At 65.4% G+C, this 23,216-nt stretch carries 21 protein-coding genes; 13 read left to right on the forward strand and 8 right to left on the reverse strand.

Annotation, left to right across the window (positions count from 1 at the left end):
- Window positions 1-23: 23 nt before the first annotated feature.
- Window positions 24-2,144, forward strand: coding sequence for a hypothetical protein (locus AC5Y30_RS18155; protein ID WP_499920050.1), 2,121 nt, complete (start codon window positions 24-26; stop codon window positions 2,142-2,144).
- Here the strand turns inward: AC5Y30_RS18155 and AC5Y30_RS18160 are convergent.
- Window positions 2,141-2,356, reverse strand: coding sequence for a hypothetical protein (locus AC5Y30_RS18160; protein WP_499920241.1), 216 nt, complete (start codon window positions 2,354-2,356; stop codon window positions 2,141-2,143). The genes AC5Y30_RS18155 and AC5Y30_RS18160 overlap by 4 nt on opposite strands.
- A 531-nt stretch (window positions 2,357-2,887) precedes the next feature.
- Between AC5Y30_RS18160 and AC5Y30_RS18165 the strand changes: the two genes are divergently transcribed.
- Complete coding sequence (locus AC5Y30_RS18165) at window positions 2,888-3,082, forward strand: long chain fatty acid-CoA synthetase Faa4p (protein WP_499920222.1); 195 nt, start codon at window positions 2,888-2,890, stop codon at window positions 3,080-3,082.
- A 4-nt stretch (window positions 3,083-3,086) separates the two neighbouring features.
- Here AC5Y30_RS18165 and AC5Y30_RS18170 read toward each other — a convergent pair whose 3' ends face one another.
- Window positions 3,087-4,532, reverse strand: a complete 1,446-nt coding sequence (locus AC5Y30_RS18170) for an aldehyde dehydrogenase (RefSeq protein WP_499920051.1) — start codon at window positions 4,530-4,532, stop codon at window positions 3,087-3,089.
- 187 nt (window positions 4,533-4,719) lie between these two features.
- Between AC5Y30_RS18170 and AC5Y30_RS18175 the strand changes: the two genes are divergently transcribed.
- From AC5Y30_RS18175 to AC5Y30_RS18220, 10 genes are all read left to right on the forward strand, one after another.
- A complete protein-coding gene (locus tag AC5Y30_RS18175) occupies window positions 4,720-5,988 on the forward strand; it encodes an aromatic ring-hydroxylating oxygenase subunit alpha (protein WP_499920052.1) in 1,269 nt (422 codons plus the stop codon).
- Entirely contained in the window at window positions 5,985-6,320 is a 336-nt protein-coding gene (locus tag AC5Y30_RS18180) for a hypothetical protein (protein WP_499920053.1), read from the forward strand. The genes AC5Y30_RS18175 and AC5Y30_RS18180 overlap by 4 nt, the downstream gene beginning before the upstream one ends.
- Window positions 6,317-7,564 (forward strand): metal-dependent hydrolase family protein, encoded by a 1,248-nt coding sequence (locus tag AC5Y30_RS18185; RefSeq protein ID WP_499920054.1) that lies wholly within the window; start codon window positions 6,317-6,319, stop codon window positions 7,562-7,564. Before AC5Y30_RS18180 ends, AC5Y30_RS18185 begins: the two co-directional genes overlap by 4 nt.
- Before the next feature lie 12 nt (window positions 7,565-7,576).
- Window positions 7,577-8,029 (forward strand): MarR family winged helix-turn-helix transcriptional regulator, encoded by a 453-nt coding sequence (locus tag AC5Y30_RS18190; protein WP_499920055.1) that lies wholly within the window; start codon window positions 7,577-7,579, stop codon window positions 8,027-8,029.
- A gap of 93 nt (window positions 8,030-8,122) precedes the next feature.
- Complete coding sequence (locus AC5Y30_RS18195) at window positions 8,123-9,217, forward strand: 2Fe-2S iron-sulfur cluster-binding protein (protein ID WP_499920056.1); 1,095 nt, start codon at window positions 8,123-8,125, stop codon at window positions 9,215-9,217.
- Window positions 9,218-9,249: 32 nt separating this feature from the next.
- Window positions 9,250-9,993, forward strand: coding sequence for an SDR family NAD(P)-dependent oxidoreductase (locus tag AC5Y30_RS18200; protein ID WP_499920057.1), 744 nt, complete (start codon window positions 9,250-9,252; stop codon window positions 9,991-9,993).
- Between the two features lie 13 nt (window positions 9,994-10,006).
- Window positions 10,007-11,269, forward strand: coding sequence for an aromatic ring-hydroxylating oxygenase subunit alpha (locus AC5Y30_RS18205; protein WP_499920058.1), 1,263 nt, complete (start codon window positions 10,007-10,009; stop codon window positions 11,267-11,269).
- The gene (locus tag AC5Y30_RS18210) at window positions 11,266-11,604 is read left to right on the forward strand and encodes a hypothetical protein (protein ID WP_499920059.1); all 339 of its coding nucleotides are present in this window, start codon (window positions 11,266-11,268) and stop codon (window positions 11,602-11,604) included. The genes AC5Y30_RS18205 and AC5Y30_RS18210 overlap by 4 nt, the downstream gene beginning before the upstream one ends.
- A gap of 14 nt (window positions 11,605-11,618) precedes the next feature.
- A complete protein-coding gene (locus tag AC5Y30_RS18215) occupies window positions 11,619-12,464 on the forward strand; it encodes a TauD/TfdA dioxygenase family protein (RefSeq protein WP_499920060.1) in 846 nt (281 codons plus the stop codon).
- A 1-nt stretch (window position 12,465) separates the two neighbouring features.
- Window positions 12,466-13,017: a carboxymuconolactone decarboxylase family protein gene (locus AC5Y30_RS18220; RefSeq protein ID WP_499920061.1), complete on the forward strand. Its 552-nt coding sequence runs from the start codon at window positions 12,466-12,468 to the stop codon at window positions 13,015-13,017.
- Window positions 13,018-13,051: 34 nt separating this feature from the next.
- Here the strand turns inward: AC5Y30_RS18220 and AC5Y30_RS18225 are convergent, their stop codons facing one another.
- The gene (locus AC5Y30_RS18225) at window positions 13,052-13,243 is read right to left on the reverse strand and encodes a ferredoxin (protein ID WP_499920062.1); all 192 of its coding nucleotides are present in this window, start codon (window positions 13,241-13,243) and stop codon (window positions 13,052-13,054) included.
- Window positions 13,244-13,369: 126 nt separating this feature from the next.
- On the opposite strand from AC5Y30_RS18225, the gene eno reads away from it, so the two are divergent.
- The gene (eno, locus tag AC5Y30_RS18230) at window positions 13,370-14,653 is read left to right on the forward strand and encodes a phosphopyruvate hydratase (RefSeq protein WP_499920063.1); all 1,284 of its coding nucleotides are present in this window, start codon (window positions 13,370-13,372) and stop codon (window positions 14,651-14,653) included.
- Between the two features lie 12 nt (window positions 14,654-14,665).
- On the opposite strand, the gene AC5Y30_RS18235 is transcribed toward eno, so the two are convergent.
- The 5 genes from AC5Y30_RS18235 to AC5Y30_RS18255 all read right to left on the reverse strand — a co-directional run bounded on the left by AC5Y30_RS18235 (window position 14,666) and on the right by AC5Y30_RS18255 (window position 23,199).
- Window positions 14,666-17,488 (reverse strand): DUF2232 domain-containing protein, encoded by a 2,823-nt coding sequence (locus AC5Y30_RS18235; RefSeq protein ID WP_499920223.1) that lies wholly within the window; start codon window positions 17,486-17,488, stop codon window positions 14,666-14,668.
- A gap of 262 nt (window positions 17,489-17,750) precedes the next feature.
- Entirely contained in the window at window positions 17,751-20,579 is a 2,829-nt protein-coding gene (locus tag AC5Y30_RS18240; protein ID WP_499920064.1) for an MMPL/RND family transporter, read from the reverse strand.
- Window positions 20,576-21,019: an MmpS family transport accessory protein gene (locus AC5Y30_RS18245; protein ID WP_499920065.1), complete on the reverse strand. Its 444-nt coding sequence runs from the start codon at window positions 21,017-21,019 to the stop codon at window positions 20,576-20,578. The genes AC5Y30_RS18240 and AC5Y30_RS18245 overlap by 4 nt, the downstream gene beginning before the upstream one ends.
- Before the next feature lie 206 nt (window positions 21,020-21,225).
- Entirely contained in the window at window positions 21,226-21,651 is a 426-nt protein-coding gene (locus AC5Y30_RS18250; RefSeq protein ID WP_499920066.1) for a hypothetical protein, read from the reverse strand.
- A gap of 123 nt (window positions 21,652-21,774) precedes the next feature.
- A complete protein-coding gene (locus AC5Y30_RS18255; protein ID WP_499920224.1) occupies window positions 21,775-23,199 on the reverse strand; it encodes a hypothetical protein in 1,425 nt (474 codons plus the stop codon).
- Between the last annotated feature and the right edge of the window lie 17 nt (window positions 23,200-23,216).

Genomic DNA, 23,216 nt, shown 5'->3' on the forward strand with positions numbered 1-23,216 from the left:
ACGCCCAGGGACGGAGTTATGACATGCATCGCCCCGACACGATCATCGAAATTCACCGCGAGCGCGTGCAGGATCAGACGGCCGAGATGTTCAGCGGTGACAAGTACACGCAGTCCGTCGACGGCACGGGCTACTCCGCGACGGCCACCCTTGACCTCACCCTGGATCGCGTCTGGTTCGTCCGCGACTCTCGTCAGCGACTGTGGCAGGAAGCAGCCGACGGCGAACTCCGCGACCCGCTGCGGCACTTCGCAATTGACCTGGTGATTTTCGATTCGAAGATCGTCATCGATTCGGTCACCTGCATTCCGTTGGTATCCCTACCCCCGGCGACGATCACGATCCCGGACGGTCCGCGTTCCGGAGAGTCGCGCGAGATTGCGTACAACGAGATTCCGCTGTTCGGGCGGTTGACAATTCACGACCAACTCGAACCGCACCAAACAGAGCCGGGCAAGCAGACGATCGCCCTCAACTTCACCTCTCAGGACGCTCCCGTCCTGGTGGCCGCCCCATCGCCGGACCAGTACGTCGGGTTGCTGTTCGGTCCGCACGTCGAGCGGCGTGCGGACGGGGTCACGGTCTTCCACGGACAAGACCCGCGCATCAGCTGGGAACTCGACTACGCCGAGGCGTATTGGATAACCCACAGCATCGCCGGGGAGCTGATGGTGAACCTCGAGAAACTCCAGCACCCCGGTCTCTCGGATGACGAAGCCAGAACCAGGGTGCTCGACTCGCTAGCCGCCCAAATCGCCGACGCGGTCGGCCCGCAACTGGAGGCGATGGGGGACAACGGGATTCAGGCGCTGCTGCCGTCACCGGTGGACGTCGATCCCGAGGCCCAAGACGACAGCACGATCAAGGAACTCGACGCCGTCGTGCAGCGGTTCGAGGTCGGCGAGGGTGCCGAGGAATCGATGGTCGTGCAGCTGCAGACACTGCGCGAATTGCCGCCCGGGGAGGAACTATCCGGGTCGATCCTCGCCGAAAACCCTTATGAGAGGGCGGCTTTGGCCGTCACTGGGTGGAGCATTCTGCGGCAGGTCCGGGACACCGTGATGAACAGTTTCGATCTCGACGAGGGCGACTTCGACCCCGATGCGGCGTGCGCGCTGGCGGGCCCGAAGACGATCAGCATCGGCGGTCAAGACCGCAGCCTCGACGCCCTCGGCGCCGACATCGTGCCGCGAACCGAGGACGGCCGGTTGGTGGTTGACGGCACGGTGAGCGCCGACACCAAACTCTACGACTTCAAGGCCACCTTCAAGGTGGTGTACGAAATGGGCCTTGGCGACATCCCGCGCGATCCGAAGGGCAAAGAGCTGCTGGGATCCGACGTCGACACCATCGAGCTTCTCGAGCAGACGCTGAGTCTGGCCGGACAGAAGAAGCGCGCCGGTCACCTCAGCACCGAGGAATACGAGGCGGAAGTCAAAAGGGTCAGCGAGCGATTCGACCGGCTGCCGCGCACCGTGGGGGTGCGGCCGGCGCAGAACTCCGAGCCGGACGTGAATGCGTACTTCAGCCTGACGGCGGGCGGAAAAGTGGCCACTGCCGCAGGTGCCGCGGCCGTCGTCGGTTTGCTTGCTCTGCCGGTGACCTGGGTAGCGGGAGCCGCCGGCGTTGGCGCCGCCGGGGCGGGCGGATTGTTGACCCTCGCGATCGCGCAATACATCACCACCGTGCTGACCATCGATTGGTTCGGCACCGGCGTTGGTTCTCGTCAGGTCAAGAAGTCGCTGAACGACCAGCCCGAAGGCACGTCGCTGCCGCCCATCGGTATGCCGATCGGCCTGGACCTCAACCGCCAACGCCTCGCGGTGTACTTCCGTCCGGTACCGGCGAAATTATGGGTCGATTGCGTGATGGCCGATGAGGAGGAAGGCGAGGCAGGGGACGGCGACGCCATTCGGGTCATCGGCGGTCGATGGCCCACCGATGGCCACCCATGGACGCTCTCGCACGATGATGCGGTGTTGTTCGTCGACTCCAACGAGCTGCAGCTTTTCGTCGATCCGGCCGGTGAGCGCGGCGACGAGTTACCTATCGGCGTGGACACCGCAGAGGGCGGACGGCGCCGGCTGCGGGTGCAGAGCGATCCCGACGCACTGCACCGGCTTCCGCACTGCCCTCGCGGCTAGCAGAGCACGGCGGCCGAGAACCACCCACCGCCCACCAGCGCGATGAGAAGCGCGGCGGTGGTTTGTCCCATAGCCGCGGCCGCGATCGCACCCACGATCGCGCAGATGAGGACGGTGACGGTCAGGACGGCGACGAGCACACGGTGTGAATTGACGGCCGCGCCGGCCCGAGGGGTGATAACGGCCTTCTTAGAGCGATCCACGTCGACCATGAAATCTCCCTGCTGTGATCTGCACAACATCATATCGCTAGAGGTGGTCCAGATCACAAACAACCTGCGCCGGGCGGCAGATCTTGCGTCCGAACTCCCTAGGCATGGCGCGGCCAGAAGTTTCGGGCAACCTTTCATAACGGTCACTCGCAGCGTCAACTACGCGCGCTCGGTCCCGGACGGTGGCATCAATGGGCCAGCCGATCGCGTCCTCGATGTCGTCCGCCACTTGCGCGAAATCGATTACAGGAGAACATAATTGATCTGCGCAGCTCATCCTCGGGGGGTCGGGCGCGACGAGTCGGTCGGATGCCGCCGCGGCGTAGCGAAGGGCGTTCCGCACTGACCGACGGTTTGCCGTTATCCGGCCGAGATCGCCGATTAGGTTTTCGCCTTGATGCGGATTAATCTTGCCCGCGGTTCGTCCGCGACTCACCGAAAGCAGTCATGTCTGTTCAGCCCACTCTGCTGCGCCGCCAATCGCTGCGCAGCACCCGCCGACAGCGGGCCGCTCACCGCGTGAAGTGTCCGATGGTCGGTCAGTGCTTCGATATCGACATCGCCCGCGACGCGGACGGATGGATGATCCGGATTCCCGAGATCGGCAGGGCCACCCGCGCCAGCAGCCGGACCGCCGTGGAGGCGGCGGCACGCGAATGCATCGCAACATGGACCGGCATCCCCATCGGGTACGTGGCCGTGTACGTCGCGAGCGAAACCGGGTAGATACCTAGCCGCCAGGCGCGACCGCGATCGATTTCGTGTCGAGGTAGCCGTCGAGCCCTTCGGGCCCGAGTTCCCGGCCGTATCCGCTGGCTTTGACGCCGCCGAACGGCGCGAACGGATCCATCGTGTAGCCCTGGTTGATGCCGACGGTGCCCGTCTGTATCTGCGCGGCCAGTGCCATCGCCCGGTCGGTGTCATTGCTCCAGACCGAGCCGGCCAACCCGTAGTCGGAATCGTTGGCGATCTGGACTGCCTGGTCCTCGTCGCGGTAGGGGATGACCGTGATGACGGGGCCGAAGATCTCCTCGCGGGCGATCCGCATGCCGTTGTCGGCGGACGCGAACAGGGTGGGTTGGACGTACCAGCCGCGGTCGAGTCCGTCGGGCATGTCGGCGCCGCCGATGATCAACCGCGCCCCCTCCTGCTGGCCGATGGTGATGTAATCGCGCACGCGCTGTTGCTGGCGACGCGAGACCAACGGACCGAGCTGGGTCTCGCGGTCGCTGGGGTCGCCGACGCGAAGGCCGCTCATCTCGGCGGCGAGCGCGTCGACGTATTCGTCATGACGCGCTCGGGGGACCAGGACGCGCGTCAGGGCGTTGCAGATCTGCCCGCTGTTGGACAGGCTGGCCGATCGCACCCCGGCGGCGACCTTGTCCGGCGCCGCGTCGTCGAGAACCAGCGCCGCGGACTTGCCGCCGAGCTCGAGGCTGACCTTGGTGAGGTTGGTGGCGCAGGCCGCGGCGACTGCGCGGCCCGCCGTGGTGGAGCCGGTGAAGGACACCTTGGCCACTCCGCGGTGGGCAACGAGGTATGCGCCGAGCGCCGCATCGCCGGGTAGCACGCTGACCACGCCGGGTGCCAGACCGGCCTCGTCGAGCATCTCGCCTAAAAGCAGCGCGTCCAAGGGGCTTTCGGGTGCGGGCTTGAGCACGACGGTGCAGCCGGCCAACAGTGCGGGCACCAGCTTGGTGACGATGAGGAACTGGGGCATGTTCCAGGGCACGACCGCCGCGACGACGCCGACGGGTTCTTTGCGGACCAGCACGTCGGTGCCGAAGAACCCGGGCCTGCTCTCCTGCCACGGATGTCTCTCGGCCAAGTCGCAGAACGCGCGGATCATGAACGCGGGCAGGCCGACCTGGGCGCGCTGGGCGAAGCTGATCGGTGCCCCGATCTCGGCGCTGATGGTGCTGGCCATCTCGGGGCGGCGCCGGTCGTAGATGTCGGCCAGGCGCCGGATGGCCGCGATCCGTTCCGACGGCTCGCTGCGGGCCCAGCGCGGCGACGCCGCGTGCGCGGCGGCGACCGCCGCGTCGACGTCGTCGGGCCCGGCCGCGTCGACCTCGGCGATGGGTTCCTCGGTATGTGGTGAGATGACCCGCACGACGCCGGCCCGCTGCCGCGCCCGATCGCCAGCGGCGGTTCGCACTCCGAGGTTGTGGTCCATCCGTGCCTCCCGATGCCAATATCAACTACTTGCTATTGATGGGGTCGAGGATATACCGTCGGCCGTGACGGAGCTCTCAGGGGATCGGTGAAACCGGTGCGCAGGTGGTCGTTTCGCGCAGACAGCGACTGTGGCGAGAGGCTGCGCGGCGAAGGTCCGGTGAGAGTGGACTGCTTAAGGAGCGATCATGGCTCGATTTGCCAAACCGCCGGAGGGCAGCTGGACCGAGCATTACCCCGAGTTGGGCACCGATCCGGTGTCTTACCAGGACTCCATCAGCCCGGAGATCTATGAGCTGGAACGCGAAGCCATCTTCAAGCGCGCCTGGCTCAATGTCGGTCGCGTCGAACAGCTTCCGCGCAAGGGCAGCTATTTGACCCGCGAGCTGAAGGTCGTCAACACGTCGATCATTCTGGTGCGCACCACATCTGGTGGCATCAAGGCCTACCACAACGTGTGCCGCCACCGCGGCAACAAGCTGGTGTGGAACGACATGCCGCAGGAAGAAACGCGCGGCGTGTGCCGGCAGTTCACCTGCAAATACCACGCCTGGCGCTACGACCTGGACGGCAACCTCACCTTCGTGCAGCAGGAGGAGGAGTTCTTCGACCTCGACAAGAGTCGCTACGGCCTGGTACGGGTGCACTGCGACGTGTGGGAAGGCTTCATCTTCATCAACTTCGCCAAGAAGCCCGAGCAATCGTTGCGAGAGTTCTTGGGGCCCATGATCACCGGGTTGGAGGGGTACCCCTTCGACAAGATGACGTCGCGGTGGTACTACCGCTCGGAAGTCAAGGCGAACTGGAAGCTGTACATGGACGCGTTCCAGGAGTTCTATCACGCGCCCGTGTTGCATGCGAACCAGTCGCCGACCGCGTACTCAAAGGCGGCCGCCGAGGCGGGATTTGAAGCCCCGCACTACCGGCTGGACGGGCCGCACCGCCTGGTCAGCACTTCCGGCGTGCGGGCTTGGGAGATGGCCGACGAGATGCGCAAGCCGATGGAGGACATCTGCCAGAGCGGGCTCTTCGGCCCCTGGGACAAGCCGGATCTGGGGCCGATGCCCGCCGGGCTCAACCCCGCGAAATGCGATCCGTGGGGCCTGGATTCGTTCCAGCTGTTCCCCAACTTCGTCATCCTGTTCTGGGGCCAGGGTTGGTATTTGACCTACCACTACTGGCCGACGTCCTACAACAGCCACCTGTTCGAGGGCACGCTGTACTTCCCCGCGCCGCGCACCCCGCGCGAGCGGGTGGCCCAGGAACTGGCGGCGGTGTCGTTCAAGGAATACGGGTTGCAGGACGCCAACACCCTGGAGGCGACGCAGACGATGCTCGAATCCCAAGTGATCGACGAGTTCTTGCTGTGCGACCAGGAGGTCCTGATCCGTCATCTGCACAAGGAGACCGCGGCCTGGATCGACGACTATCGCCGGACCTCTACGGCAGGAGTGTGAACGCGATGCCGATGCTGCCCCCCGAATTCGCCGACCTCGAACCGTTCTCCGACTGGTGCCTGCCCAGCGAACCCGAACGCTACGCCAAGAGGCTGGCCAGCTCCATGACGCAGATGAAGGCCTTTTACGACGCGATCACCGCCCGGGCCGAAGAGGCCCTGACGTTCTGCGACAAGTTTTCTCTCGACGACCTGCCCGACGATGTCCAGAATCTGATGCACCTGCTGTATTCCATGATCATGGTGTCGTTCCCGGTGGAATGCTGGAAGCAGCCCCGCGTCCCCGATTCGGGTGCGTCGACGCTGGACTGCGTGTCGGAGCCCGTTCCGTGACCACGGTGCTGCGCGCGGCGCGGTGGGGTGACGTGGTGACCGGCCAGATTCACACGCCGGCGCAAGTGGTGATCGACGGTGAGCGCATCACCGCGATCAATCCGCAAGAGCCGCTTCCGGATTCGGCGACCGTCATAGACCTCGGCGACGTGACCCTGCTCCCGGGACTGATGGACATGGAGCTCAACCTGCTCATCGGCGGCCCCGGCGGTCCGGAGGGGCTGCCGGCGCCCATGCATGGCGTGCAGGACGACCCCGCGTATCGCACGCTGCGTGGCGCGGTCAACGCACGCACCACCCTGGAGGCAGGTTTCACCACGGTGCGCAATCTGGGGCTGATGGTCAAGACCGGGGGCTATCTGCTCGACGTGGCGCTGCAGCGCGCCATCGACCAGGGCTGGCACGTCGGGCCGCGCATCTATCCCGCCGGCCATGCGGTCACCCCGTACGGCGGGCATTTGGACCCGACGGTGTTCCAGCGGCTGGCTCCCGGGATCATGCCGCTGTCGGTGGCCGAAGGCATCGCCAACGGTGTGCCCGACGTGATCGCCTGCGTGCGTTACCAGATCCGGCACGGCGCCAAGCTGATCAAGGTCTCGGCTTCGGGTGGGGTGATGTCACACAGCACCGCACCGGGGGCCCAGCAGTACTCCGACGCCGAGTTCACGGCGATCGCCGACGAGGCCCATCGGGCTGGAGTCCGGGTGGCCGCGCACGCCGTCGGGGACAGCGCCATCCAAGCGTGCATTCGCGCCGGGATCGACTGCATCGAACACGGCTTCCTGGCGACCGACGAGACCATCCAAATGATGGCCGACCACGGCACGTTCCTGGTGTCGACCACGTATCTGACCGACGCGATGGCCATCGACCGCATCGCGCCGGAGCTGCGCAAGAAGGCGCTCGAGGTGTTCCCCCGCGCAAAGTCGATGTTGCCCAAGGCAATCGATGCGGGCGTGCGAATCGCATGCGGCACCGATGCACCCGCCATCCCGCATGGCCAAAACGCCAAGGAGCTCGGCGCGCTGGTCGAACGTGGCATGACTCCCGCGCAAGCGATCCGAGCGGCCACCGTGGTGGCTGCCGAGCTGATCGAGGCGGATGACGAGTTGGGCAGGCTGGCGCCGGGCTACCTGGCCGACATCATCGCCGTTCCCGGAGACCCTTTCGACGACATCGCCGCCACGCTCGACGTCCACTTCGTGATGAAAAACGGGCAGATCTACAAAAGCCCCGCGGCGTAACGGAGGCGGGAAATGGAACTTACCGACAACATCCTGTGGCTGCTCAAGCAGGCCTTCTACTATTCGCTGACCACCATCAACGAGGCGATGCGCGAACACGGTGTGAGCACCGCCCAGATCGGCGTGCTGCGCCAATTGGCCAACGAGCCAGGCCTATCCGGCGCCGAATTGGCGCGGCGTCTGCTGATCAGCCCGCAAGGCGTCCAGCTCGCACTCACCGCCCTGGAACGTCGCGGTCTGGTGGAACGAAAGCAAGACCCCCAGCACGCACGCATCCTGCGGGCCTATTTGACCGGGGAGGGGCGCAAGGTCGCCGAAACGGTGGTGAATGACGCGATCGCCGCACACCAGGAGGTGTTCGGGGTGTTGACCGAGCAAGAGCAGCGGACCCTCCGCGAGTTGCTGGGCCGCGTCGTCGAAAAGGGCACCGGTCATGAACTGTTCAACGACCACGTCGACGGCTGACCCCGCCCCGGACGGCGCGAGCGCGGCCATCGACGGACGCCGCCAATCTCTAGTACTTGAGACTAATCGCAAGTAGTTGATACTGTGGCCGGGATGGGTGAAATTCGGGCGGCCGCGAACGTCGGTCCGGCCGCGGTGAACGAGGCCGGACCGGGCGGCGTCGACGTCGCCGCGCTGCCGGACGGCTTTGTGCCACTGCGGATCAAGCGCGTGGTTTCCGAGACGCGCGACGCCGTGTCGATCGTTCTCGACGTTCCGCAGAGCAGCGCGAAGCGGTTCGGCTACCAAGCCGGACAGTTTCTGACGCTGCTGGTCACCGTAGACGGCCGCGAGCACCGACGGTGTTACTCGATGTCGTCGTCACCCGCTCTGGGCGAGGATCTGCAGATCACCGTCAAACGCGACCGCGACGGCGTCGTGTCGAACTGGCTCAACGACACCGCCGCGCCCGGCGACCAGCTGCCCGCGCTGCCACCGCAGGGCCGCTTCGTGTTGCGCGAGAGCGATCGAGAGCTGATCGCCTTTGCCGGCGGAAGCGGCATCACGCCGGTGTTTTCGCTCCTGCGGACGGCGCTGACGTCCGGCGAGCGGGCCACGCGACTTTTCTATGCCAACCGGAACCGTGAATCGGTGATCTTCGACGAGGCGTTGGCGTCGCTCAACGCGCGGCACGCCGATCGCTTCGTGCTGCACCACCATCTCGACGACAACAGGGGTTTCGTCACCCAGGCGGACATCGAGGCGTTCGTCGCGGACGCCGGAGACGCCGACGTGTACATCTGCGGGCCAAACGAATTCATGGATATCGTGCGAGACGCCTTATCGGCTGCGGGCGTGCCGGCCGATCGCCTGCACATCGAGCATTTCGACGTCGACGACGTAGCCGCGGCCGCGCCGCCGGACACCGAGGTGGTGACCGACGAGGTCACCATCGTGCTGGACGGCTCGACGACGACCGCGCCGTACCATGCGGGCAACACGCTGCTGCAGACGGCCCGGATGGCCGGACTGCGGGCGCCGTCCTCGTGTGAGATCGGCTCGTGCGGAACATGTATGGCCCGCCTGACGCACGGCAGCGCCCGGATGATCAACAACGACGCGCTCGAACCGGATGAAGTCGAGGAGGGCTGGGTGTTGACGTGTCAGGCCCTGCCCACCAGTCCCACGGTGCGGGTGGTCTACGAGTGAGCGAGAAGGCGGTCGATGGTGGAGCGGGGTCGATGACGAGGGTAGCGGTGGTGACCGGCGGCGCATCGGGTATGGGCGAGGCAACCTGTCATGAATTGGGCCGGCGCGGAATGAAAGTCGCGGTCCTCGACGTCAACGAGGATGCCGCGCAACGCGTCACCGACGACCTGCGGGCCGCTGGCGTGACCGCACTCGGGGCCGGCGCCGACGTCACAGATCGGTCCACGGTAGAGCAGGCCTTCGCGAAGGTGCGCAGCGAGCTGGGCGCGGTGACGGTTTTGGTGACCAGCGCGGGCATGTTTGACTTTTCACCCTTCCTGGAGATCACCGCCGAGAACTGGTCTCGAATCATCGACGTCAACCTCACCGGCACCTTTCATTGCTGCCAGCTCGCGCTGCCGGACATGATGGAGGCGAATTGGGGGAGGATCGTGATGATCTCGTCCTCGAGCGCCCAGCGCGGCTCCCCGTTCGCCGCCCATTACGCGGCGTCCAAGGGCGCGGTGATCACGTTGACCAAGTCACTGGCCCGAGAGTATGCGCCGCACGGGATCACGGTGAACAACATTCCGCCCTCGGGCATCGAGACCCCGATGCAGCACCGGGGCCAGGCCGCCGGGTACCTGCCGTCCAATGAGCAGATCGCCAGCAATATCCCGTTGGGCTACCTCGGCACCGGGGCCGACATTGCCGCGGCCGTGGGGTTTTTATGTTCGGAAGAAGCCCGGTACATCACCGGCCAGGTTCTAGGCGTCAACGGTGGAGCGGTGATGTGATAGCGAGGATCCGATGACCAGAGCAGGCAGGCCCCCGGAGGGCTCCTGGACCGAGCACTATCCCGAATTGGGAACCGGCCCGGTGTCTTTCAAGGACTCGACGTCCCGGGAGTTCTACGAACTCGAGCGCGAAGCGATCTTCAAACGCGCGTGGCTCAACGTCGCACGGGTGGAGGAGCTGCCGCGTGTCGGCAGCTACCTCACCAAGGAGATCGAGGTCGCCGGCGTCTCGGTGATCCTGGTCAAAGGCAAGGACGAGCGCATCCGCGCCTTCTACAACGTGTGCCGCCACCGCGGAAACAAACTGGTGTGGAACGACTTTCCTGGCGAGGAGACCCGCGGGACATGCCGGCAGTTCACCTGCAAATACCACGGCTGGCGCTACGACCTGCAGGGCGCGTTGAAATTCGTCCAGCAGGAATCGGAGTTCTTCGACCTCGATCCCGCGCAGTACGGGTTGCGGCCGGTGCACTGTGACGTGTGGAACGGCTTTGTCTTCATCAACTTCGACCCCGAACCACGCCAGGGCCTGCGTGAGTTCCTCGGTCCGATGATCACCGGCCTCGACGACTATCCCTTCGGCAAGCTGACCGAACGCTACGAGTGGGTGGCCCACAACAACAGCAACTGGAAGATCTTCGCCGACGCCTTCCAGGAGTATTACCACGTGCCCTCGCTGCACTCCCAGCAGGTGCCCGCCGAGGTGCGTGATCCCAACGCCGGATTCACTTGCGGCCATTTCCAACTCGACGGCCCGCACCGGTTGGTCTCCACGGCCGGGCGGCGCCGCTGGCTACTGCCGCCCGAATACATGTACCCGATCGAGCGGGCCACCCGCAGCGGGCTGGTGGGACCGTGGCGCACGCCCGACATCGGCGAACTGCCACCTGGGCTCAATCCCGGGCGGATCGAGCCGTGGGGCATCAGCAATTTCCAGATCTTCCCGAACATCGAGATCCTGATCTATGGCGGCTGGTATCTGCTGTACCGGTACTGGCCCACCTCACACAACACGCACCGGTTCGAGGCCTACACCTACTTCCATCCGGCGCGCACCGTGCGGGAGCGTATCGAGCACGAAGTCGCCTCGGTGGTGTTGAAGGAGTTCGCGTTGCAAGACGCCGGGATGCTCGGCGGGACGCAGGCGGCACTGGAATACGGCATCGTCGACGAGTTTCCCCTCAACGACCAGGAGATCCTGGTGCGCCATCTGCACAAGGTCGCCGTCGACTGGGTCGAAGCCTATCGCCGCGAACAGGATTCGGTGGGAGTGTGACCATGCAGACCATGTTGCCCAGCGCATTCGCCGAGCTGGAGGAATACGCCCAAACATGGTGTTTGGCAACCGAAACCGAGCGCTGGAACGCCCGGGTCAACGCGTCGATGCCCCAGCTGCGGGAATTCTACGACGCGTTCTTCCCGCGCCTGGAAGAGGCGATCGACTACTGCGACAAGTTTCCCCTCGACAATGTGCCCGACGACGCGCTGAACCTGCTGCACATGATCTATTCGCTGATCATGGTCGCCATGGCGGTGGAGATCATGCATCAACCCGCCCCGGTCGATGCCGCCGACGCCGTCATGATCCGCACTGGCGGACCGGTGCCCTGACGAAAGGACCGACCATGGGTCTGCTCACCATCACCAAACTCACCGAGTCGGTCGGTGCCGAGGTCGCCGGCCTGCAGCCGGCCGCCCTGGCAAGAGACGACTCGGTAGGTGAAGCGGTGCTGGATGCGTTGGAAGACAACGGGGTTCTGGTCTTTCGCGGCCTGCAACTCGACCCGGAGGCACAGGTCCGCTTCTGCCGCCGCCTCGGCGAAATCGACCACTCCTCCGACGGCCACCATCCGGTGGCCGGCATCTACCCGATCACGCTGGACAAGTCCAAGAACGCCTCGGCCGCCTACCTGAAGGCCACCTTCGACTGGCACATCGACGGCTGCACCCCGTTGGGCGACGAATGCCCGCAGAAGGCCACCGTGCTGTCGGCGGTACAGGTCGCCGAATGGGGTGGTGAAACCGAATTCGCCAACTCGTACGCAGCCTACGACGCCCTGAGCGACGCGGAGAAGGAGCGGTTCGGCGCCCTGCGTGTGGTGCACTCGCTGGAGGCTTCCCAGCGTCGCGTCTACCCCGACCCGTCGCCGGAACAGGTGCAGCGCTGGCGATCCCGTCGCACCCACGAACACCCGTTGGTGTGGACGCATCGCAGCGGCCGAAAGTCGCTGGTGCTGGGCGCCTCCGCGGACTACGTCGTCGATATGGATCTCGATGAGGGACGCGCCCTGCTGGACGAACTCCTCGAGCGGGCCACGGTGCCGGACAAGGTCTACAGCCACAGCTGGTCGATCGGCGACACCGTCATCTGGGACAACCGCGGGGTGCTGCACCGCGCCGCCCCGTACGACCCGGAGTCCCGTCGAGAAATGCTGCGCACCACCGTGCTCGGCGACGAACCGATCCAATAGCATGGCCGCGGCCGACGAGCATCCGCTGCGCCTGACACCGCTACCCGCCGACGAGTGGGACGAGCGAGCCCGCGCCGCGCTGGCGTCGCTGATCCCGGCCGAGCGGGCGAATCCCGTTGGCGCGGGCAATGTTTTGTCGACCATGGTCCGCCACCCCGACCTGACAGCGGCCTACCTGCCGTTCAATGCCTACCTGCTCACCCGCTCGACCCTGTCGCCCCGGGTGCGCGAAGTCGCGTTGCTGCGCGTGGTGCACCGCAGCAATTGCGGCTACCTGTGGTCGCACCACATCCCGATCGCTCTGCGCGCGGGCCTGACCGAACCCGAGATCGAGGGCATTCGGTCCGGCAGCTGCGCCGACCACACCGACCAGGCGGTGATCCGCGCCGTCGACGATCTCACCGCGGACAACACCATCAGCCAAGGGACTTGGGATCTGCTGGGCGAGTTGTTTACCCAGCAGCAGTGCATGGATTTGACGTTCACCATCGGCGGATACCTGTTGCTTGCTCTGGCCGTCAACACGTTCGGCATCCGAGAAGAGCACGGATGATCCCGCGGTCGGTCAGTGGTGCCGTCGTCAGGCGCTAGTCCTCGCGGGACAAGGCGGCGCGCGGGCACTCGGCGATGGCCTTCTCCACCAGCGCCTCTTGGTCGGCGGGCACCGGGTCCGCGGTGACCACCGCGTAGTCGTCATCGTCGAGCCGAAAAACATTCGGCGCGATGTTCACGCAGTAGGCATTGCCTTCACACCGATCAAGGTTCACCACCGGCCGCATGAAGATCTCCTTTGATCTCTCGCACGAGGTTTTCACAAATGAGTCCTGTATAAATTCTAGTACGCCGCTTCTCAGTGACCTCTCAGTGCTGCCGTCTTACGCTGAGATCCTGGGTCCGGGAGGTCGATGGTGAAGATCGCATCCGTCATCGCCCGCCAACTGCTGGACTGCAAAGCCCGGCCCCTGCTCGAGGTCGAGATCACCACGGACACCGGCGTTGTCGGTCGCGGCGCGTCACCGACGGGCAGTTCGGTGGGTTCACACGAGGCGTTCGTCCTGCGGGACGGGGATCGCACCCACTACAACGGGCTGGGCGTGCACCGCGCCATCGCCGCGGTGACCGACGAGATCGCCCCCGCCCTGATCGGCGCGAAACTCGACGACCCCCGCTCCCTGGACCGGGTCATGATCGACCTCGACGGCACGGCGGACAAGCACCGGCTCGGCGGCAACGCGATCTACTCCACGTCGATCGCACTGCTGCGGGCGGCCGCCGCCGCGGCCGGCACACCCACGTACACCTATATCGGCGCGCTGCTCGGGCTCGAACCGCCGGCCACCGTGCCGATACCCAGCTTCAACATGATCAATGGCGGTCAGTACGGCGATGTCCGCCAGACCTTCAGCGAGTTTCTCGTCGTGCCCTATCGCGCGGACTCGATCGAATCCGCGGTGGAGAAAGGCGTGGGCTTGTTCGAGACGCTCGGCGAGGTGCTCACCGAGCGCCTGGGCCGCGCACCGATGCTGGCGTCGTCGTACGGATACGTCGCGCCGTCCAGCGACCCGCACGTCGTTCTGGAAGTGTTGGCCGAAGCCGTCGAGCGCGCCGGCTGCGCCGACATCATGGCGTTCGCCCTGGACTGCGCGTCGAGCGAGGTGTACGACAGGGATTCTGCGACATACGCATTCAATGGCGAGCGGGTGACCGCGGAGGCGTTGATCGACTATGCCCGGGCGCTGTCGCAGGACTTCCCGATGCTGTTCATCGAAGACCTGCTGGACGGGGATGACTGGGCCGGATTCGCCAAAGCGGTCCAGACGGTGCACCGCTCGATCATCCTCGGAGACGACCTGATCGTCACCAACCGCGCCCGCTTGCGGCGCGCCGTCGAGATGTCCGCAGTCGGTGGGTTCGTTCTGAAACCCAACCAGGTCGGAACGATCGCCGAGGCCCTGGATTGCTTCGAATACGCTAGGCGCAATGGCGTTTTGGCCATCCCTTCGGGCCGCTCGGGCGGCGTCATCGACGATGTGGTGATGGACCTGGCGGTGGGCCTGGGGGCGCCGTTTCAGAAGAATGGCGCACCGCGGTCTGGCGAGCGCATCGCGAAGCTCAACTTTTTGCTGCGAGCGGCCGAAGGCATCCCGGATTGTGCGTTGGCGGACGTGCCCGCATTGGCGCGGTTCTGAGCCCGTTTCGAGTCAGCGGCCGGCGAACAACGCGAGCTCGGCCGTCACGGCGGTCCCACACACTGCCAAGGCGATCGAAAGCGCCAGCCAGTCCGCCGGTTTCGGTCGCGAGGGGGCCGCGGAGATCTGGCCGGTGCCGCCACGGGCCGTGATCGCATCACCCATCTCGTCGGCGCGGCGCAGCGTGACGGTGACGATCGCGACGACCAGGTCGATAACCTCCGCCGCCGTGCGCCGCAGACGGGCCCAACGGGTGCGAGGTGTGATATGCGGCCGCAGTCGGCGAGCGGCGTGCAGCACCCGGAATTCGTCGATCAGCATTGGGAAGGTGCGCAGGGCCAGCGCCAAGGCAACCGACCAGTCGTCGACGGGGATTCGCAACGGTCGCAGGAAGCGACCCAAAGTGGCTACCGCGGGCGCAATTTCGGCGACATTAGTGGTCCACGACACCAGCGCGCCCAGGCCGAGTAATACGAGCGACAGCGAGGTGACGCGCAAAAAATCCAACAGGCCACCGAGACCCAGCGAGACCGTTCCCGCCTGGATCACGGGTTTGCCTCCGGCCAACGCCGCAGCGAAACCGGCGATGGCCAGCAGGATCCACAGCAATCGCGGCACCGACGGCAGCGCGCCGCGGGGAACACGCGCGAGCCGTACTCCCGCGGCCGCCAACGCGGCGCTGAGCCCGATCGCCACCCAGCCGGGAAAGAATGTCAATAGCAGCGAAATGCCAAAGACGACAAGCAATTTCGTTCCAGCCCACAGCTCGTGGATGGGTGAGCTGCCCGGCACCGGCCGCAGCAGCACAACGGGGCGCCGACGAGCGGGCCTCTGCTTGGCCGGAGCGTCTGTCGCCACCGTTTCGTCCCGGGCGGCCGTCGCCTCCGCCGTTAGCGAACCGTCCCGCAGGTGCAGGGTGCGCGGGCACAACTCCTCCAGTCCGGCGAAGTCGTGCGAAATGACCACCACGGTCAGACCGGTGTCACGACGACGATCCGCGAGCAGCCGCAGCAGACCGCGTTGGCTGGCGGCATCTAGCCCCGCCAGCGGCTCGTCGAGGATCAAGATGCGCGGAGACCGCGCCAGCAATCCGGCCAGGACCACGCGGCGCATCTGGCCGCCACTGAGCTGATCGATGCGCCGCTTCGCCACCGCGGCATCCAGCCCGACGACGGCAAGCGCCGCGACCACTCGATCGTGATCGTCGGGCGAAAAGCCCGCCGCCGAAGCTACTTCCAGGGCGACGCGGGGACGCATCAATTGCAACCGGGCCGCCTGGAATTTCAGCGCGACCGCACCGACCTGCTCAGAAATCGGGCGTCCGTCGAGCAGACAGGTACCGCTGGTCGGCGCCGTCAGTCCGGCCATGATCCACGCCAACGTCGACTTACCGGAGCCGTTGCCGCCGTGGATAAGGAGCCCGTCGCCCTCATGCACCGCGAAGCTGATACCGCGCAAAGCGGTCTTCGCCCAGGGGGTGTCACTGGCGTATTCGTGACCAACACCGGCGAGTACCAGCATGGGCGCGCTGGATTGGTGGCCCGCGGCGAGCGTCGGCGTGGGCGCGGCCGCGGTCTCGACCATGGCGGTGTTATCCAGCGAAGCGCTGAGATTGATCGTGCGGTGGGCGGCATCGGCCTCGTTGGTGTAATGGGTGATGTACACCAGGGTCGTTCGATAACGCTCGTTGAGCCCGGACAGCACGCCGAGCAGCGCATCCCGGCCGTGCTGGTCGACCATCGCGGTGACCTCGTCGGCGATGAGCAGTGCCGGCTCCCGCGCCAGCGCCGCGGCCACGGCGAGGCGCTGCAGTTCACCGCCGGACAACCCGCCGGTGTCGCGCTCGGCCATGCCGTCAAGCCCGACTTCATGCAGTAACCGGCCAACGTCAGTGGTCTTGCCGGGGGGCAGTCCCCAGACCACATCGTCGGCGACCCGCGTGCCCAGCACTTGGCTTTCCGAGTGCTGCATGACGACCGCGGTGCCGCCGAGTTCGCCAAGTCCGACCGCCCCCGGACGTTCGACCGTGCCCGAGGTCGGTTCGCGGCCGGCCAGGATCAGTGCCAGCGTAGTTTTCCCGGAGCCGTTCGTTCCGGTGACCGCGACGTATTCGCCCGCCTGCACGTCAAAGCTCACCGCACGCAGCGCGTCGTGATCGGCATGCGAGTAGCGGAAGCGAACCTCGTCCAGCCGCACCGGGACCGGCGCGATCGGCCCGCAGCGAAGTGGTGCGTCCAGTTTGTGCACATCGGGAATGCTGCCTAGCCGCTGCAGCACCCGCGACAGCGTCCACCAGCCGATGACCGAGGCGCCGATGATCGCGACCACCGCGTATCCGAGGACCAGCCACTGCCAATAATTCAGCGCTTCGGCGAGCAACCGTTTGAGCTCCTGCGCACCAGCCTGCAGGTGCGGCACGCGGGCAATCACCGCCGCGACTCCGTTTACGGTGGCCGCGATCGTGTCGAACACCAGTTGCCGAAGCCGCGCCAGGACGGTCAACGCGATGACGCCGGCCCCGCCGAGGACGACTCCGGCGACAAATGACACGGCGATCACGGTGGGCGTGCCGCGGGTGCGGCGTGTCACCATCCCGGCCAGTCCGCCGACGTAGGCGCAGAGCGCGACCGTCAAGACGCCGCTGAAGCCGACCACCAAAAAGCAGATCACACCAGCGGCGATCGCCGCGGTGATCGGGACCCGGATCCGATACCGATAGGCAAGTAGCCCAATCGGCACGGTGCCCAGCAGACCCAGCCAACCCGCGTGCGGAAGGATGACCGCGATGATGGCGATCGCCGCACACAGCGCACCCATCACCGACGCCTGCGCCATTTCACTGGGTAGCAGCGATCCGGCACGCTTTTTCGGCAGCGCAGTGCCGGACCCCTTCACGACACGATTATGCCCGTCGCCGCCAGCGCGCCCGAGGTTCTCTCATCAGATCTTCAGGTAGCCCTTGTCGGCGGGAATCTGGGCGGCGACGGCGGCGACGGCGGCGACGGCGGCGAGACGGCGCGGGTCGTCGCACGCGTTTCGTCGACATGTCAGCACATCAACGAGATGCGTTCGGCCCGGTCAACGATTCGTCGGCCGGTCACGGCTGCGGCAGCGGACGGGCGCGCACCAGCGTCGGCCACCAGAACCACGGCCCCAGGATCCGCAGGATGGACGGCACGACAAACGAGCGCACGATCAGGGTGTCGAGCAACAAGCCGATGCACACCGTCGAACCCACCTGCCCGATCGTTCTCAGATCGCTGGTGAGCATGGCCAGCATGGTGAAGGCGAACACCAAACCGGCCGACGTCACCACACCGCCGGTGCTGCCGAGCGCGCGGATGAGACCGGTGTGGATCCCGCCGTGCAGCTCCTCCTTGACCCGATTGATCAACAACAGGTTGTAGTCCGATCCGACGGCCACCAGGATGATGAACGTCAGCGGTAGGACGAGCCAGTGCAGGTGCAGACCGATGAGGTGCTGCCAGAACAGGATGGACAGGCCGAACGCCCCGGCGTAGGAGAAGGCCACGGTGCCCGGAATCACCAACGCCGCCACCAGACTTCGCGTGATGAACAGCATGATCAAGAAGATCAGCACAAAGGCCGCGATCGCCGCGATCAGCAGATCCGACATCGCGTATTGCTTGATGTCCTTGTCGTTGGACCCCGAACCGCCGATATAGACCCGGGCGCCGGCCAGCGACGTCTCCTTCAGGATCGTCTTGATCGCGTCGGGGAACTGTTCGACGTGCTCGACGCCTTCGGGGCCCATGGCGTCGCCCTCGTGCGTGACGATGAAGCGGGCGGCCTTGCCGTCCGGCGACATCATCAGCTTCATGCCCGCCTTGAGGTCCTCGTTGTCGAAGGCTTCGTGCGGGATATAGAAGAAGTCGTCGCTGCGGGACTTGTCGAAGTCGTTGCCGACGTTGATCGAATCGTCGTAGGTCTGCTCGGTTTGAATGGACTGTAGATCCGCCGAGCCGTAGCTGTTGACCAACTTCGACTGAAGGGCTTCCGTGTCGTCGGCGGTGGCTTTCAGCTGGGCGATGATCTGCGGGAAGGCCTTATCGACCTCCACGAGGGAGATCCTGGCGTACTTGATGTCCTCGGCCAGGTGGTCGATCTGGTCGAGCCCGTCGAACAACGATCTGAACGACCAGCAGATCGGAATGTCGAAACAGTGCTTCTCCCAATAGAAATAGCTTTTGATCGGGCGGAAGAAATCGTCGACGTTCGCGATCTCCTCGTTGATTTCGTTGCTGACCCTTTCCAGGTCCTCGACGGTGAGCACCGTCTGGTGCAGTTCGTCGGACACCTTCTGGAAGAAGCCGATCTCCTTGCGCAAGACGGCAACAGAGTGCGCCTGGATCTCCGCCTGCGCGTCGGTGTTCGAATTCTGCTCCCTGTTGAACGGGAGTTGTTGACCATTGCCGCTGCCTTGCGTGGTGAACAGGTAGGGAATGCTGGCGTGCTCGAGCGCCCGGCCCAACGGCCGCGTCATGCCTTGCACCATCGCCACCCCATGCAGGCGGATCAAAGCCCTGGCGACGCGATCGAGCGAGATGAAGTCGGCCGAGTTGCGCATGTCGTGGTCGGTCTCGATCATCAGCATCTCGGAAAACAGCTTGCTCTTGGGGAAGTGCCGATCGGCGGCCTGAAAGCCGAGATTCGCTGGGGCACTGGCCGGCTGGTATTGCCGGTCGTCGTAGTTCTGCCGGTAGCTCGGCACGAAGATCGCGCCGAGCATGACGACGGCGGAACTGGCCACCAGGATCGGCACCGGCCAGCGCACGACGCTCGCCCCGATGCGCCGATAGAGATACCCTTTGGCGCTGGTTCTCGGGTCGAACATCCCGAACAGGCTGCCGACGGTCAAGACCGCCGGACCCAGCGTCATCGCCGCCGCGATGGTGAACAGCATGGTGATCGCGACGGCCGGCCCCATGGTGTGGAAGTAGTTGAGGCGCGCGAACGTCAAGCAGTAACACGCGCCGGCGATGGTGAGGCCGGACCCGATGATGATGGGCGCGACACCCTTGTATGCGATGTAGAAGCTGTCCTCCCGGCTTTCGCCGGCCTGTCGGGCCTCGTGGTATCGGCCCATCAGGAAGATGCCGTAATCCGTTCCCGCACCGAGGGTCAACGCGATGACGATGTTCACCGCGAACGACGAGAGTTCGATGTACCCGTAGTGCCCCAGGGTCGAGACGATGCCCTTCGCGACGAGCATCTCGATGAGGACTCCGAGCAGGGGCACCAACAGCGTGGCGGGCGTGCGGTACACCAACAGCAGCATCACGACGATGAGGATGATCGTGACGATCGTGACGTTGTTCAGGCTGGCATTGGCGATGGCGAGTGTGTCGGAGGCCAGCGGAGCCGCACCGCTGACGTAGACCTTGAGCCCGGGCGGCGGCGTGTCTTTCTTGATGATGTCGCGGACGGCGTCGACGGACTGGTTGGCTTGAATCTGGCCGATGTCGCCGGCGAGACGCAAGAGCACGTAGGTGCACTTGCCATCGACGCTTTGCGCCCCGGCCGCGGTGAATGGCTTGCCCCACAGATCCATCACGTATTGCACGTGTTTGGTGTCGCGCTCGAGGCGGCGCATCAAATCGTCGTAGTACCGGTGGTCCTGGTCGCCCAGTTGGCGGTTCGCCTCGAACACCACCATGGTCAGGTTGGTCGAGTTGGACTCGTGGAACTTCTCGCCGATGTGCAGCAGCGCCCGCTGCGAGGGTGCGTAGTGCGGGACCATCGGCCCGGCGAGCTCTTCTGCGACCCGTTCCACTTGGGGCATAAAGGTATTCGTGGTGACCGCGAGAAGCCCCCAGAAGAAGATGATCGGTATCGCCAGTGCGCGGACCATCCTGGGGATGAAGGGACGTTTGACCCGGGGCTCGTCGAGGCGGTGCTCGGTCATGCCGACTTCACCCTGCACTGGACGTCGGCGTCCTGATGGTCACCGGATTGCTCGTCGCGGACAACGCCGTCGACCAGCATCCGGCAACCCACTTGACCGCCATGAACGTGCACCGAAATGCTGCCGGATGCCACCGTAAGCGTGGTGGTCTCCGTGTGGGACCAGGGCAAAGACGTGATATCGACCTCGTGCGGATGGCCATCGATGTCGACGTAGACGAGCTTCCCGCCTCGCCCGGCGGAACCGAACACCTCATAGGTGATCCGTTTGAGGTTGAACTCTTCGGGTGCCTGCGGACCGTTGACGGTGATGACCGGCTCCGGTTCGGAGAACTGATGCACCTTGTACATGCACAGCAGGCCCACACCCACCGCGACCACCGCGACCAACGGCATCCAGATACGCGAAAGCACTGTCCGCCCGACTGAACGAGGGCTCATCGGATCATCTCTCGCGACCCGGTACGGACATCGTGTTCGTGCCCCCCCGCTCTCGCCCTGGTGCCCGCCAAATAGTAGACGGTCATGTGCCCAATTGACACATCATTGTGCAAGACCAGAAACACCGCAACCCGGACCCGGCCGGTAAGGCGCGCCGGCCCATCCGGCGGCCCGTGAGCGCACGGGATGCCTGGCCTTGTCTTCGGTCAGGACACTTTGTTCAGCCGCCGCTTCAACCCTGCGTGGCGGCGGATTTGAATGGCGAGGTTCGTCGAGGTCAACATCGGGATCACCCCGAGGAAGGTCCGCTCGGAGGGAGTCGCTCCATGCAAGTGGTAGAGACTGCCGAAGACATAAAAACAGCCCAGCATGAACAAGGCGCCCGGGATGCAAAGGGTCAGTAAGGAGCCACGATCGGCAACGAGTTGCTTCGCGTAGTTCAACTCCTGCCGTGACATCGGTTCGCCTTTCCGCACTTTGTGCAGGACCGCTTTGGCGCTCCCGATGTCTTCACCGACGGGAGCAGCCGTGCGGCGCTCCAGGCGATTTACGTACACGGCGGCGACGGCCGCCAACGACAGCGCCAGGACAAGGGTTAGTGCGGTCAGCAGACCATATAAAGACGAACTCATGCTGCGATCCTTGCTTCGCCGTGGGATTACCGAAGGCTCGCGAAGAACGCTACCCCAGTCGTTGCGACCCCGTACGTGAGCGCTTTCTCCGAAAGTCCCGGCTGATGATCACATCCCGGGCGATCAAAATCCGAAGTCGCCGCCACCGCCCGAATCGGACCCCCCGCCGAAGTCCGATCCGCCGCCGAAATCGGAGCCGCCGCCGAAATCGGAGCTGCCGGAGTCCCAGCCGCCGCCGGAGTCCCACCCGCCGCCAAAGCCGACGTCGCCGCCGCCGGAGAATGCGGCGTCGCCGCCGGTGAACCCCACGTCCGCCGACGGGCTGTCATAACCGGCTGCCTGGCCATCGTCATAGCCATAGCTATTGGCATCGGTGAAGGCGGAATCGCGGCCGGCCTCGAAGCCGCGCTCGTAACTGCCGCCCCAATGGTCGTCCAGGAGCGCGTCCATCAGCAGCACGTCGGTCAGCGCCCACGTCCAGCCCGGGCCCCAGAACGCGTACGGGTAATAGCCCGGGTAAAAGAACATCCCATTGTGGTAGCCACCGCCGTAGTAGTACGGGTAACCGGGCTGCGCTGCGGTGCTGTAGTTGTTGTTGTTGATCGTCACCGACTCACCGGTGTCGGGGTTCGTGGTGCGCACCGTGGCCTGCTTACGATCGGCGGCCGGCACCGAATTCACGGCGGCGACGTCGGGCGTGCGCCGCGGGTCCAGCTTCCGGTTGGCCTTCGCGACCGTGGACTCCACCACCCGCAGATGCGCCCGTGCGGCCCCGTAATCGCCTTTCTCATAAGCGTTTCGGGCGTCGTACAAGCTGGAGTTGGCTTTCAGCGACTCGGCGCTGACATCCGCGCCGCTATCGGTTAGCACGGCGTTGTCGAGATCGCTGACATTCGACGTGGCCACGATCAGCTCCTGCTTGATCTCCTCGCGCGCCTCATTGTCCTTGCGGTGCTTACGATTTCGGCGCACGCCGAACCAGAGCAAGCCGGCCATGGCCAGCGCGATGCCCGAAATGACCAGCGTCGCCTTCAGCCAGGTCCAGTCGTCGTGCTTTTGGTGAGCGACGGGAGAGGTGGTCACCGGTCCGCGGGACACCGCGTTGGCGCTCGCCAGCTTGCCGACGAAGGCACTCGTGGCGCCGTACGGGTCGTTGTGGTGATCTTTCGCCGACTGATTCATGAATTGATCAACGTTGTCGGCAATGGCCTTGGGCACGTTGTAGGCGCGCACGTGGTAGCCGCGGGAGTCGATGACCAGGATGACGCCGCTGAACCTGGGGTTGCGGCTCAGCATGGCGGCGTGAACGGCGTCGGGCGTGGTCACGCCGCTCTGGGCGGGGGACACCACCGCCACCCAGACCGGAGGGTCCGAGCTCCACGTCCACGAGCTGGTGAGGATCTGCTGGTTCAGCTTGTCGGGATTCTGCAGCGGCGGCCGGGCCCCCGGGTCGACCACCACGTGCGTCTCGCTGTCGAACCTGCTCACCAGCTGGTCCGTGTAGGTGTCGGCGGACGCCGACGGGGCGAGCAGCAGCGCCAGCACCATGATCACCGGAGCCAGGG

Source organism: Mycobacterium sp. NGS27 (assembly GCF_059813005.1).